Annotated in this window: 11 protein-coding genes; 6 read left to right on the top strand and 5 right to left on the bottom strand. The window is 58.1% G+C overall.

The features are described from left to right. Positions 1-72 precede the first annotated feature (72 nt). The 3 genes from TU86_RS11445 (at position 73) to TU86_RS22880 (ending at position 3,851) form a co-directional block, all read left to right on the top strand. Positions 73-1,227 carry a phytoene/squalene synthase family protein gene (locus tag TU86_RS11445; RefSeq protein WP_239658781.1) on the top strand — a complete coding sequence of 385 codons (1,155 nt, stop codon included), beginning with the start codon at positions 73-75 and terminating at the stop codon, positions 1,225-1,227. Positions 1,228-1,376: 149 nt separating this feature from the next. Next, the gene (locus TU86_RS11440; protein ID WP_048364431.1) at positions 1,377-3,683 is read left to right on the top strand and encodes a YgiQ family radical SAM protein; all 2,307 of its coding nucleotides are present in this window, start codon (positions 1,377-1,379) and stop codon (positions 3,681-3,683) included. Between the two features lie 6 nt (positions 3,684-3,689). Next, entirely contained in the window at positions 3,690-3,851 is a 162-nt protein-coding gene (locus tag TU86_RS22880; protein ID WP_157395896.1) for a hypothetical protein, read from the top strand. 150 nt (positions 3,852-4,001) lie between these two features. Here TU86_RS22880 and TU86_RS11435 read toward each other — a convergent pair whose 3' ends face one another. Further along, positions 4,002-4,208 carry a hypothetical protein gene (locus tag TU86_RS11435; protein WP_048364430.1) on the bottom strand — a complete coding sequence of 69 codons (207 nt, stop codon included), beginning with the start codon at positions 4,206-4,208 and terminating at the stop codon, positions 4,002-4,004. 337 nt (positions 4,209-4,545) lie between these two features. Here TU86_RS11435 and azu point away from each other — a divergent pair, with 337 nt between their 5' ends. After that, on the top strand, positions 4,546-4,992 hold the full coding sequence (gene azu, locus TU86_RS11430; protein ID WP_048364429.1) for an azurin: 447 nt from the start codon (positions 4,546-4,548) through the stop codon (positions 4,990-4,992). A gap of 66 nt (positions 4,993-5,058) precedes the next feature. Here azu and TU86_RS11425 read toward each other — a convergent pair whose 3' ends face one another. The 4 genes from TU86_RS11425 to TU86_RS11410 form a co-directional block, all read right to left on the bottom strand. Beyond that, positions 5,059-6,081 (bottom strand): DUF1338 domain-containing protein, encoded by a 1,023-nt coding sequence (locus TU86_RS11425; RefSeq protein WP_048364428.1) that lies wholly within the window; start codon positions 6,079-6,081, stop codon positions 5,059-5,061. 182 nt (positions 6,082-6,263) lie between these two features. Further along, entirely contained in the window at positions 6,264-7,091 is an 828-nt protein-coding gene (gene nadE / locus TU86_RS11420) for an ammonia-dependent NAD(+) synthetase (RefSeq protein WP_048364427.1), read from the bottom strand. Between the two features lie 3 nt (positions 7,092-7,094). Continuing rightward, positions 7,095-8,309 (bottom strand): nicotinate phosphoribosyltransferase, encoded by a 1,215-nt coding sequence (gene pncB, locus TU86_RS11415; RefSeq protein ID WP_048364426.1) that lies wholly within the window; start codon positions 8,307-8,309, stop codon positions 7,095-7,097. A 109-nt stretch (positions 8,310-8,418) separates the two neighbouring features. Then, positions 8,419-9,345 carry a LysR family transcriptional regulator gene (locus TU86_RS11410; protein WP_048364425.1) on the bottom strand — a complete coding sequence of 309 codons (927 nt, stop codon included), beginning with the start codon at positions 9,343-9,345 and terminating at the stop codon, positions 8,419-8,421. A gap of 165 nt (positions 9,346-9,510) precedes the next feature. Between TU86_RS11410 and amaB the strand changes: the two genes are divergently transcribed. Both amaB and amaA read left to right on the top strand, forming a co-directional pair. Continuing rightward, complete coding sequence (gene amaB, locus TU86_RS11405) at positions 9,511-11,001, top strand: L-piperidine-6-carboxylate dehydrogenase (protein WP_048364424.1); 1,491 nt, start codon at positions 9,511-9,513, stop codon at positions 10,999-11,001. Positions 11,002-11,202: 201 nt separating this feature from the next. Continuing rightward, the gene (amaA, locus tag TU86_RS11400) at positions 11,203-12,486 is read left to right on the top strand and encodes an L-pipecolate oxidase (protein ID WP_048364423.1); all 1,284 of its coding nucleotides are present in this window, start codon (positions 11,203-11,205) and stop codon (positions 12,484-12,486) included. Positions 12,487-12,669 lie beyond the last annotated feature (183 nt).

Genomic DNA, 12,669 nt, shown 5'->3' with positions numbered 1-12,669 from the left:
TGCCCGGTCGAGCGGCGTTTGCTTGTGCATGCTTAACCCATCCCGCGTAACGAGCGACAGGGGATCAAGCCAGTGCGTGACGTCCCAAGAGACCTGCGTGACCTACAAGATGTCGCCACGCCTCATCCCGACCCGCTGGGTTATCAGGCCCGGATCCTGTCGCGGGTTTCACGCACCTTTGCGTTGACTATCCCGCAGTTGCCCGCCGAGCTGGCAACGGTGGTCACGCATGCCTATTTACTGCTTCGTCTGGCCGACACCATAGAAGATGAGCCTGCGCTGACTGCGCAGCAAATTCGGGTTTATGAGGACGCATTTCTTGAGGTTGTGGCTGGGCGAGCGGATGCCCGGCGCTTCAGCGATCAAGTGTGCGCATTGCTGACGGGGCAAACCCAAGACGCCGAGCGCGAGTTAATGCAGCACTTGCCGTGGGTGATGCAGGTTCACAGCCTGCTGACGCCTGTGCAGCGTGCAGCCCTGCTCAATTGCCTGGCGGTCATGACGCGAGGCATGTCCGAGTTTCGGCAAGGTTTGGGGCTTCAGGGGTTGGCAACGTGCCATGATCTTGACCGCCTGTGCTATTGCGTCTCGGGGGTTGTGGGCGAAATGTTGACCGAGTTTTTTATCGAGGCCGTCCCGTCTCTTGAGGCGCGCAGAGCCACGTTGCATCGCCTGTCGATTTCGTTCGGTGCGGCCCTGCAGTTGACCAATATCCTCAAGGATCAATGGGAGGACCGTGAGCGCGGCATTTGCTGGCTGCCTCGTGAACTTTTCAGGGCGTATGGCGTGCATTTACACGCGCTCGATCCGGGGCATGCAGCCCCCAATCATGCCCGCGCGCTGTCTGTGCTGATCGGCACGGCTCACGCGCATTTGCATCTGGCCCTCCAATACGCCCTGCTGATTCCGGTAGAGCAGAAGGGGATACGTCGATTCATTCTGTGGACCCTGGGTCTGTGCTTGTTAACCTTGCGCAAAATGCACAACACGCCGGGTTTTAGGTCGCAGCAGCAGGTGAAAATCACCCATGCCCATGTCGCACTGATCATGTATTCGGTCACAGGCGTGCAGCGATGGGACTGGGGTGTGCAGGCGCTTTTCAACGCAGCGTCGCGCGGGTTGCCGTTTACACCCTTGGCGCCTGAGTGGGAGGCCGCCGCCTGGCACGCACTTCCGTGGCCGCGCCACTCCATTTCATTTCTGGATCACCTGCCTTTAAGGTTTTGACTTCTGCCTTGTATAAGGTCGGGATGCACGTCGTCGATAAAGCCAAGCGCTTTAGTCGGAATTGATCATTTTTTGTGCTATATTCCGCGCCCGCGAATTTCTCAGTAAATGTCGCGCCCCTCTTTATGCACTCAACACCGGTCATCGACATGCAAGCAGCCAAGCCTCTATTTGACTATCCGAAGTACTGGGCCGAATGTTTCGGGCCAGCGCCATTCCTGCCGATGAGCAGGGAGGAGATGGATCAGCTTGGCTGGGATTCATGCGACATCATCATCGTCACCGGTGATGCCTATGTCGACCACCCTTCGTTTGGCATGGCCATCATTGGCCGCTTGCTGGAGTCTCAGGGCTTTCGTGTCGGCATCATTGCGCAGCCGAACTGGCAGTCCAAAGACGACTTCATGAAGCTGGGTGAGCCGAACCTGTTTTTCGGCGTCGCCGCCGGCAACATGGACTCGATGATCAACCGCTACACGGCTGACAAAAAGATCCGTTCCGATGACGCCTACACCCCCGGTGGCATGGCAGGCAAACGCCCGGATCGCGCCAGCCTGGTTTACAGCCAGCGTTGTAAAGAAGCCTACAAGCATGTGCCGATTGTATTGGGTGGCATTGAGGCTTCTCTGCGCCGCATCGCACATTACGACTACTGGCAAGACCGCGTGCGTAACTCGATCCTGATCGACGCCTGCGCCGACATCTTGTTGTACGGCAACGCCGAGCGCGCGATTGTTGAAGTGGCTCAGCGCTTGTCCTACGGCCATAAAATCGAAGACATCACCGATGTGCGCGGTACTGCGTTCATTCGTCGTGATACGCCAAAAGACTGGTACGAAGTCGACTCCACGCGTATCGACCGTCCGGGCAAGATCGACAAGATCATCAACCCGTACGTGAACACCCAGGACACTCAAGCCTGCGCCATCGAGCAAGAAAAAGGCCCGGTTGAAGACCCGAACGAAGCACAGGTTGTACAAATTCTGGCCAGCCCGCGCATGACCCGCGACAAGACGGTCATCCGTCTGCCGTCGGTTGAAAAAGTGCGTGGCGACTCTGTTCTGTATGCCCACGCCAACCGCGTGCTTCACCTCGAAACCAACCCCGGCAACGCCCGTGCGCTGGTGCAGAAGCATGGCGAAGTCGACGTGTGGTTCAACCCGCCGCCGATCCCGATGACCACCGAAGAAATGGACTACGTGTTCGGCATGCCGTACGCACGTGTCCCGCATCCTGCGTACGGCAAGGAAAAAATCCCCGCCTACGACATGATTCGCTTCTCGGTGAACATCATGCGTGGCTGCTTCGGCGGCTGCACCTTCTGCTCCATCACTGAGCACGAAGGCCGCATCATTCAGAACCGTTCTGAAGAGTCGATCATTCGCGAGATTGAAGAGATCCGCGACAAGGTGCCAGGTTTCACCGGCGTCATTTCCGACCTCGGCGGCCCGACTGCGAACATGTACCGCATCGCCTGCAAAACGCCGGAAATCGAATCCGCGTGCCGCAAGCCATCGTGCGTGTTCCCCGGCATTTGCCCGAACCTGAACACCGATCACTCGTCGCTGATTCAGCTGTATCGCAGCGCCCGTGCGTTGCCGGGCGTGAAGAAGATCCTGATCGCTTCCGGCCTGCGTTACGACCTCGCGGTCGAGTCGCCGGAATACGTCAAAGAGCTGGTGACGCACCACGTTGGTGGTTACCTCAAGATCGCCCCGGAACACACCGAGGAAGGTCCGCTCAACCAAATGATGAAGCCGGGCATTGGCAGCTATGACAAGTTCAAGCGCATGTTCGAGAAGTACACCAAGGAAGCGGGCAAAGAGCAGTACCTGATCCCGTACTTCATCGCCGCTCACCCCGGCACCAAAGACGAAGACATGATGAACCTGGCGCTGTGGCTCAAGGGCAACGGTTTCCGGGCTGACCAGGTGCAAGCGTTCTACCCCTCGCCAATGGCCACGGCCACGGCGATGTACCACTCGGGCAAGAACCCGTTGCGCAAGGTCACGTACAAGAGCGACTCGGTCACCATCGTCAAGAGCGAAGAACAGCGCCGTTTGCATAAAGCGTTCTTGCGCTACCACGATCCCAAAGGCTGGCCGATGCTGCGCGAAGCGCTAACGCGTATGGGCCGCGCCGACTTGATCGGTTCGGGCAAAGACCAGTTGATTCCGTTGCATCAACCTGCGACGGATAGCTACCAAAGTGCCCGTCGTAAAAACTCGACCCCTGCTGGCAGCCACAAAGTCTCCGGGGAAAAGACGACCAAGATCCTCACTCAGCACACCGGCCTGCCGCCGCGCGCCAGTGATGGCGGCAACCCGTGGGACAAGCGCGAGCAAGCCAAAGCGGCGGCCTTTGCGCGTAACAAGCAGGCGGCCAAAGAGCGTCATGAAGCCGCCAAGGGTGGTAAAAGCCAACGTCCGGCCCGCAAGCCCGTCGTGCCTCGCTAAACAATCGTGCAGTCGCTGCCGCAGGCGGCGATCGAGCCTGAAGGGGTCGCGCCTTTGGACTTTATCGCAGCCTGCGCCATCGACTACGGGTTGAAGTACGCCACAACGCCAGCCATCGAGCTGGCGTTGTGCTTTCTGCGCGCTGAGAAGTCTGCCACGGGTTTGTAGGCTTTATGCTGAGGCTTGGTCAGGTAATGAGTATCAAAGCGTCTGAGGGCGTTACGAGGCGGTCAGGTTAACTGCGAGGATCAACAGCTGAGCTGCTGATCCTGATCACAGATCCTGTGGGCCGGGTTGTGGATAACCGGGCCGAGGGTGTTACGCGTTGGGTGCTTTGTCTTCTTCTACAGCGCCAGTCTCTTGCGCGGCAACTTCGCCTTCTGTGGCTTGTGTCTCGACGTCCTGTTCCAGGTCTGCGGTGCCACCTTCAGCGGCAGCCTTCTTGCGCTGAAGCTTTTCTTCTTTCTTCTGCTCTTTAGCCAAGTCTCTTTGACGCTTTGCGAAGTTGTAGTTTGGTTTGGCCATGGGCGATCCTCTTGTGCTCGAAGGTGTGGTGAGCGAAGGGTATTCTGCCCTGTATTAGTGCTTAGCCGTTAGCTGGGTTTTTGCAAGGCTGTTTATCGCGTGATAAATCAGTTCCGACAGTTCGTGAAAAATCTGTAGGAAACGGCTTGTTAAGCAGGGTACTTTTTCTCCAAAAATCAAAAACATGGCCTAAGGTTATAAGCCCGGAGTTCGTCTAGCAGGCTATTACACCCGATTAACGCGCTTGGTCATGACCCAGGTCATTGGAATTGAGACGATTTTCGGGCAACCTGTATACAAATTGTGGAATTTTTATACCCTGCCTTGGAGATACACCATGTTTGCCAAAGTTGTTGCGGTATCCCTTTTGACCCTGGCCAGCGGCCATTTGCTGGCGGCTGAATGCAGCGTGACGGTCGATTCGACTGATCAAATGTCGTACAACACCAAAGAAATCACCATCGACAAGTCCTGCAAAACCTTCACGGTAAACCTGACTCACTCCGGCAGCCTGCCAAAAAATGTCATGGGTCATAACTGGGTCCTGAGCACTAAAGCAGACATGCAGGGCGTCTCCACTGACGGCATGGCCGCCGGTCTGGACAAAAACTACCTGAAAGATGGCGACACGCGCATCATCGCTCACACCAAGATCATCGGTGCCGGCGAGAAAGATTCAGTGACCTTCGACGTTGCCAAGCTCAAAGCGGGTGAAGAGTACGAATTCTTCTGCACCTTCCCGGGCCACAACTCGATGATGAAAGGTGCTGTGGTTCTGAAATAAGAACGCAGACGCTTTCAAATACAGCCCTGACGCGCTTCATGCCGTCAGGGCTGTTTACGTTCAGGCTCAGGTTTTTGAGGCGGTCATCTTGAAAATCCCTTGAGCGTTGCTGCTGTCGAAATTCAGGTCCAGGCGCCCGGTGTCTGGATCCACCTTGCGTTGGATGAACTCAACAAATGAACCGGGTACTTGATGCTCGCAGTAGTGGCCGCTGGCATCGACCAGACCACGGGTCACCGGGCACGCGCGATAGGCGGTTTGCATGACTCGACCTGTGGCCGAGACTTCGATGCTGTCTTTCATGGGCCGCTGCAAAGCGCGCTGTTGTGCGACGGTGGTTTCCAAATTCGCTACCCGATCAGTCAGATGGTTGAAGCGGTTGCCTTCAGTCGCAATCCACGCCATCTCCGCACTTTCATCCAGCAGGCAGCGATAGTCCGTTTCGAGCACGGCGCCATGCTGGCGGTCGAAGGCGCGGTACAACCCCGGCAACAGGGCGTGGGCCTCAGGCAGGCTGCAATGGCGGGTCAGTTGCAGGCGCTTAAGGATGCTGACGTGTTCAGCGCCCAATGGATCTCGACTGCTGCTGACTACGCGGGTCACGGCGCTTTGGAAGGTTTCACTGAACCGCCCCGGGTGTAACTCCGACACAAAAAACTGTGCGATGTCTTCGGGCAAGTCCATTTGCCGGTAGCCCCAGCCAGTCATGTTCAGTTTGGTCAGCGGGTACGTTCGCACATCGGTAAAGCCTAACGGCTCCAGCAAGCGTGCAAATGCCTGACGGCCACGGGGCAGTTCACCATTGTGCGGCCAGTCCACGGTACGCAGCGCTCCATGATCGAACACGACCTTGCGTCCACCTCGCGCCTGTTCTTCCACATAGCGATGGCCATCGGGCACGGCATTGACCAGCGTGTGCAGAAGACACAGGTTCAGCGCTTCGGCGAGCCAGACGCGGTGCAACGCCTGTTCATGCCAGCTGAAGCGCAGCAGGGCTTCAGGCACCTCGACATGCTCGCGCAGCCAGTGGGCGGCAGACGAGTCGAGCGTGGATTCGACAAGCGAAAAAAGACCATCGAAAGAAGACATGGCGGGCAGGGCTCTGGCGACGAAACAGGCGTCTATCAAAGCTGTAGACGGGGTAGGCCACAAGCGAAAAAAAACGCTGGGGTCATTCCGTTTTTTCTGGCTGGCGTGCGCAAGGTCCAAAGCCCCTCACCCCCGTTCCTTTTCGCAGAGAGTTGGGGGGAGGGCAAAGGTTGATCACGGTCTCAAGGCGCGAACGGCATCTCACGCTTGTGATGGGTTTTTTCATACGTGCTGCAAATGATGTTGAACGTCTCTTCGCTTACCGGCTCGCCGTGCAAAAAGGCATCGATCTCGGCATAGGTCACGCCGTGGGACGCTTCGTCGGGCTTGCCCGGTTCCAGGTCTTCGAGGTCGGCCGTCGGGACTTTCTCCACCAGCGATTCCGGTGCACCAAAATGCCGTGCAATTGCGCGTACCTGATGTTTAACCAGCCCGCTCAGCGGCGCCAAATCACACGAGCCGTCACCAAACTTGGTGAAAAACCCCATCACCGCTTCTGCCGCATGGTCAGTGCCGATCACCAGCCCGCCCGTTGCACCGGCGATGGTGTATTGCGCCACCATGCGCATCCGCGCTTTGGTGTTGCCCAACACGAAGTCCACGGTGGCCGGTGGCTTGCCTTCAAAGGAGGCTACTTCAGCTGCCAGCGCTTTGACCGCAGGCCCAATGTTTACCGTTTGGCGCTCATCGGGGTTGATGAAGTCCACCGCTGCGGTCGCGTCGATTTCGTCGTGCTGCACGCCGTAGGGCAGGCGCACCGCAATAAAGCGATAGGCCGGATCGCCGGTCTGCTCGCGCAGTTGCTTGACCGCACGTTGTGCCATCAGGCCTGCGGTCAGTGAGTCGACACCGCCGCTGATGCCCAGCACCAGCGTCTTGAGCCTGGCGTTGTGCAGGCAGCACTGAATAAAGGTAATGCGTCGTGCGACTTCAGCTTCAAGGGCCGCAATGTCTTTAAACGGCGGCTGGACCTTGAGGTCTTGTGCAATTTGGCGCTGTACGGCCTGCATGATTCACTCCTTGGGAGAATGTTCAGGAACTTGGAAAACATGGCGCAGATAGGCGGCGAAGTTGGGGTCAGAACAGTGGGTCTTGCCCGGCTCATCCGAAATTTTCGCCACCGGTGAGCCGTTGCAGCCGGTCATTTTAAGGACGATGCTCATCGGCTCAACCCCCGGAATGTCGCAGGTCAGGTTGGTGCCGATACCGAAACTGACGTTGATCCTGCCGCGCAACGTGCGGAATATTTCCAGCGAACGGGGCAGGGTCAGGCTGTCGGAAAACACCAGCGTCTTGCTCATTGGGTCTATGCCCAGCGCGTGGTAATGCGCGATGCATTTTTCGGCCCAGACCACGGGGTCACCCGAGTCGTGGCGCAAGCCGTCAAACAGCTTGGCAAAGTAAAGATCAAAATCCTTGAGGAAGGCATCGGTGGTGATGCAGTCCGTCAGTGCAATCCCCAACAGGCCCCGGTATTCACGCACCCAGCAATCGAGCGCCGCACTTTGACTGTCGATCAGCCGTGGCCCCAGTTGCTGATGGGCCATGATCCATTCGTGGGCCATTGTGCCCAGAGGCTTCATGTCCAGTTCGCGGGACAAGTTGACGTTGCTGGTGCCCACAAAACGACCGGGGAAGTCATGCTTGAGCACGCTGACCACTTCTTCCTGCACGCGGTACGAAAACCGGCGACGTGTACCGAAATCGGCCACTTGTAAACCGGCCAGTTCATCGGCGCTGGCATTGGCTTGCAGCCAGTCAAACTTGCGATAGAGCTGCTCACGGGCTTGCGACAGTACCGTATCGGCATAGCGCGAGCGGTTGCGCACTTCACTGACGATCGCCAGTAATGGCACCTCAAACAGAATCACATGCAGCCACGGGCCACGCAGGCGGATAAACAGCTCGCCGTTTTCGATTCCGGTGTGGACATAGCGCAAGTTAAAGCGAAACAGGCCCAGAAAGCGTATGAAGTCAGGCTTCATAAACGTAATCCGTTCCAGAAAACCGAGTTGGTCCTGGCTCATGCTCAACTCAGCCAAACGCTCGATCTGATGCCGGATTTCGCTCAAGTAGGGGCGTAAGTCTTCGCTGTTACGGCAGCGAAATTCCCATTCAACTTCCACGTTGGGGTAGTTGTGCAGCACCGCCTGCATCATGGTCAATTTGTAGAAGTCGGTGTCGAGCAGGTTCTGCACGATGCGATCGGCAAACACACTCTCGCTCATAACGCGAATCTCCATGCTGGCCGTGCCTGATTGCCACGGCTTTCAGCTCTTTCAATGAATGACGCTAGTGGCGCATATCCGTGGGCGGTTGTGCCAGCGGTTTTTACGTTTACAGCGACTCGCCCTCGACAGTCGCAGACGGCGGGGCGTCCCTTTGCTCCATCATCCAGCTGACGAACGCCTGCACTTTGGGCACGCTCGCGGAATGCTCGGGGTAGGCCAGGTAATACGCATCGTGACTGGGCATGGCGTACGGCCAGGCGATTACCAATTTGCCATCTGCTAATTCCTCTTCGACCAAAAACCGTGGCAGCAAGGCCACCCCGCAGCCGACCTGAGCTGCACGAATGCACATATAAAAGGTGTCAAAGCGCGGGCCGTGGTAGCTGTGGTCCGTGCGGTAGCCCTGGTGTTCAAACCATTCATGCCACGCTTGTGGGCGTGAAGCGTTTTGCAGCAGTACCAAATCGGTCAATTGCGTGGGATCGGTGAACGCTGTGCCGGGCAAGCTTAAGGGCGCACACACGGCCACCAACTCTTCTTCCAGCACTTTCAGGCACTCAGTGCCGGGGCGTGAGCCTTGGCCGAAGTAAAACGCCAGATCGCTGTGCCCTTGCAACAAATCGTCTGCCTGCTGTTCGTTGCACACATCCAGATGAATCTGCGGGTGCCGTAGTCGCCAACCTTTAAGCCGTGGCACAAGCCAGCGTGCGCCGAAGGTTGAGGGGGTGGAGACGCGCAAGACTTCAGTTTCGCCGCCGTAGGAGCGCAGTGTGTGAGTCGACATTTCGACTTGGGTCAGGATTTTTCGGACTTCTACCAGATACAAATCACCGGCAGGCGTCAGTTGCAGACGGCGCCGTACCCGCCGGAACAGCAAATGTTGGAGCAACTCTTCGAGCTGTGCGACCTGTTTGCTGACCGCGCTTTGGGTCAAGTTCAACTCCTGCGCCGCGCGGGTAAAACTCAGATGGCGGGTCACGGCTTCAAAACACTGCAAGGCAGTGATCGACGGCAGGTAGCGTTTATTGAGCATGAGCAGCCTCGTATTTTTGTTGTTAGCCAACGTTACCAGCGCAGCATGAATTTTCGGAATGATATCTCGCTTAAAGGTCGTTTGTTGGCGCGCAAAGTGCCAGCTACAACTAAAGACCTGTGCCGCTGACTGCGGCAAATGTCTTCACGTTGAGGGAGTGTTCACATGGTTGGCGCATTGCTGGATCGTTTAGGGGTAAACCCTGCGTTGTATCAACAGGGCAAGCAGCCCGTACACACGCCCATTGATGGCAGCCAGATCGCCGCCGTGCACTGGGAAGGTGGGGCCGAAGTCGAGCAGCACGTGACCCGTGCCGAACATGCTTTTGAAGCGTGGCGCAAGGTGCCGGCCCCCCGTCGTGGAGAGTTGGTGCGCCAATTTGGCGACTTACTGCGTCAATACAAAGCAGACCTGGGCGAGTTGGTGTCGTGGGAGGCGGGCAAAATTACTCAGGAAGGTTTGGGTGAAGTGCAGGAAATGATCGACATCTGCGACTTCGCGGTCGGGCTGTCCCGCCAGTTGTATGGCCTGACCATCGCCTCCGAGCGCCCCGGCCATCACATGCGTGAAACCTGGCATCCGCTGGGTGTGGTCGGGGTCATCAGCGCGTTCAACTTTCCGGTCGCGGTGTGGGCATGGAACACCACGCTGGCGCTGGTGTGTGGTAACGCAGTGATCTGGAAACCTTCCGAGAAAACCCCACTCACTGCGCTGGCCTGCCAGGCGTTGTTTGATCGCGTGCTCAGCACCTTCAGCGATGCGCCCAACTACCTCAGCCAAGTGATTGTCGGTGGCCGCGACGCTGGCGAAGCCTTGGTCGATGACCCGCGTGTAGCCCTGATCAGTGCCACCGGCAGCACGCGCATGGGCCGTGAAGTGGCGCCTAAAATTGCCGCGCGCTTTGCCCGCAGCATTCTTGAGTTGGGCGGTAACAACGCCATGATCCTGGGGCCGAGTGCGGATCTGGACATGGCGGTACGCGCCATTCTGTTCAGCGCCGTGGGCACGGCGGGTCAACGCTGCACCAGTCTGCGCCGCTTGATAGCCCATGAGTCGGTGAAAGACGAGATCGTTACACGGCTCAAAGCCGCCTATTCCAACGTCCGTATCGGCCACCCGCTGGAGGGCAATTTGGTGGGGCCGCTGATTGACAAACACAGCTTTGAAAACATGCAGGATGCGCTGGAGCAGGCCCTGAGCGAAGGCGGGCGGGTGTTTGGCGGTGAGCGCCAGTTGGCCAGCCATTACCCCGACGCGTACTACGTCAGTCCGGCGATTGTTGAAATGCCCGAGCAGAGCGAGGTGATGTGCAACGAGACCTTCGCGCCCATTTTGTACGTAGTCGGTTACAGCGAATTCGCTGAGGCGCTGCGCCTCAATAACGCCGTGCCGCAGGGTTTGTCGTCGTGCATCTTTACCACCGACGTGCGTGAGGCTGAGCAGTTTATGTCGGCGACGGGCAGTGATTGCGGGATTGCCAACGTCAATATCGGGCCGAGCGGTGCCGAAATTGGCGGCGCGTTTGGTGGCGAAAAAGAAACGGGCGGCGGGCGTGAGTCGGGTTCGGATGCGTGGCGTGGCTACATGCGGCGCCAGACCAATACCGTCAACTACTCACTGGAGTTGCCGTTGGCACAGGGCATTACCTTTGACTGATGTGATGTTTGCCCTCACCCCAACCCTCTCCCGGAGGGAGAGGGAGCTGATGTGCAGTGATCTATAACCCGTGCTCGGTCAGTCACATCTGTAGAGGTTGTGGTGATCTGAACCCGCACGCGGTCAGTCCCCTCTCCCTTTGGGAGAGGGTTAGGGTGAGGGCTTTCGACTCGGGTTAGGTTTCATTTCTGGAGCTTGGCAATGCCACTACAAGAACAATGTCTGTGGGAAACCCTCACGCCACAACGCCCCCAATCGTCCGCGTTCAAGGGCGAATTAAACGTTGATGTGTGTGTGATTGGAGCCGGAATTACCGGTTTATCCAGTGCGATCCATTTACTCGAACAAGGCAAAAGCGTCTGCGTGCTCGAAGCCCATCGCACCGGTCACGGCGGCTCGGGGCGAAATGTAGGGCTGGTGAACGCCGGGATGTGGATTGCCCCCGATGACATCGAAGCCGGATTTGGCCACGCCGTGGGCAGCCAGCTCAACCGTATGCTCGGCGCTGCGCCTGCCTTGGTGTTCAGCCTGATTGATAAATACAACATTGATTGCCAGTTGCGCCGCGAAGGCACCTTGCACATGGCGCATAACGCCAAGGGTGAAGCGGACTTGCGCAGCCGTGAGCAACAATGGAAACGTCGCGGTGCGCCCGTGGAACTCCTGACCGGCGCCGCCTGCGAAGCGGCTACCGGCACTGCAAAAATTGCGGCAGCCTTGCTGGATCGACGTGCCGGTACGCTCAACCCTATGGCTTACACGTCCGGCTTGGCCAAGGCCGCCAGTGATTTGGGCGCGCGCCTGTTCGATCACTCGCCCGTTACCGGGCTAGAGCGCCAGGGGCAGCGCTGGTCAGTGCGCACGGCCCTGGGCGCGGTCAGTGCTGAGCAGGTGGTGCTGGCGTCCAATGCCTATACCGAAGGCGAATGGACTGACTTGCGGCGGCATTTTTTCCCCGGTTATTACTACCAGGTGGCGTCCAAACCCCTGACGGACGAGGCCGCGCAACGCATCTTGCCCGGCGGTCAAGGCTCCTGGGACACGCGACAGGTACTGAGCAGCATCCGCAGGGATGCCGAGGGCCGCTTGCTGCTCGGCAGCCTGGGCAATGGCAACCAAAAACCGGCGTGGTTCCTCAAAGCCTGGGCCGACCGGGTGCAACAGCACTACTTCCCGTACTTGAAAGGCGTGGAGTGGGAGTGCACTTGGACCGGCCGCATTGCGTTTACCCCCGACCACTTGATGCGTTTATTTGAGCCTGCGCCCGGTTTAGTCGCGGTCACCGGTTACAACGGCCGGGGTGTGACCACTGGCAGCGTAGTGGGCAAGGCGTTTGCCGATTATCTGTGCCATGGCGACGCCAAGGCCCTGCCGATCCCTTTTTCTGCCATGCAACCGCTCTCGGGCACGGGTTTGCGCAGTTGTTTATATGAGGCCGGCTTTTCGCTGTACCACGCGGGGCAGTGTTTAAGAATCGTCATATAACCCGGCGTTTACCTGCGCAGCGACTAGCCTCACATGGTGCGGGCTGTAGCAATCACGCACCGGGAGTGTGCAGTTAGGTGACGCAGGTGGTTACAGGTTGCCTGCGCACCCCAGGGCAATCCGGTTGCGCTACACGGGTGCGCAGGTAGCACCCGGCAACCATGAACAGTTTCACCTTCCTCG

It is taken from the genome of Pseudomonas weihenstephanensis (assembly GCF_001043055.1).
In the GTDB taxonomy this organism is placed as follows: Bacteria; Pseudomonadota; Gammaproteobacteria; order Pseudomonadales; family Pseudomonadaceae; genus Aquipseudomonas; species Aquipseudomonas weihenstephanensis.
Note: the sequence above shows the minus strand (reverse complement) of the source record. Positions and strands in the feature narration are given on the sequence as shown.

Bases quoted from the DNA above. Each gene is read 5' to 3' on its own strand.
- TU86_RS11440 (WP_048364431.1), top strand. From the start codon at position 1,377: ATGCAAGCAGCCAAGCCTCTATTTGACTATCCGAAGTACTGGGCCGAA.
- TU86_RS11435 (WP_048364430.1), bottom strand. From the start codon at position 4,208: ATGGCCAAACCAAACTACAACTTCGCAAAGCGTCAAAGAGACTTGGCT.
- azu (WP_048364429.1), top strand. From the start codon at position 4,546: ATGTTTGCCAAAGTTGTTGCGGTATCCCTTTTGACCCTGGCCAGCGGC.
- TU86_RS11425 (WP_048364428.1), bottom strand. From the start codon at position 6,081: ATGTCTTCTTTCGATGGTCTTTTTTCGCTTGTCGAATCCACGCTCGAC.
- nadE (WP_048364427.1), bottom strand. From the start codon at position 7,091: ATGCAGGCCGTACAGCGCCAAATTGCACAAGACCTCAAGGTCCAGCCG.
- pncB (WP_048364426.1), bottom strand. From the start codon at position 8,309: ATGAGCGAGAGTGTGTTTGCCGATCGCATCGTGCAGAACCTGCTCGAC.
- TU86_RS11410 (WP_048364425.1), bottom strand. From the start codon at position 9,345: ATGCTCAATAAACGCTACCTGCCGTCGATCACTGCCTTGCAGTGTTTT.
- amaB (WP_048364424.1), top strand. From the start codon at position 9,511: ATGGTTGGCGCATTGCTGGATCGTTTAGGGGTAAACCCTGCGTTGTAT.
- amaA (WP_048364423.1), top strand. From the start codon at position 11,203: ATGCCACTACAAGAACAATGTCTGTGGGAAACCCTCACGCCACAACGC.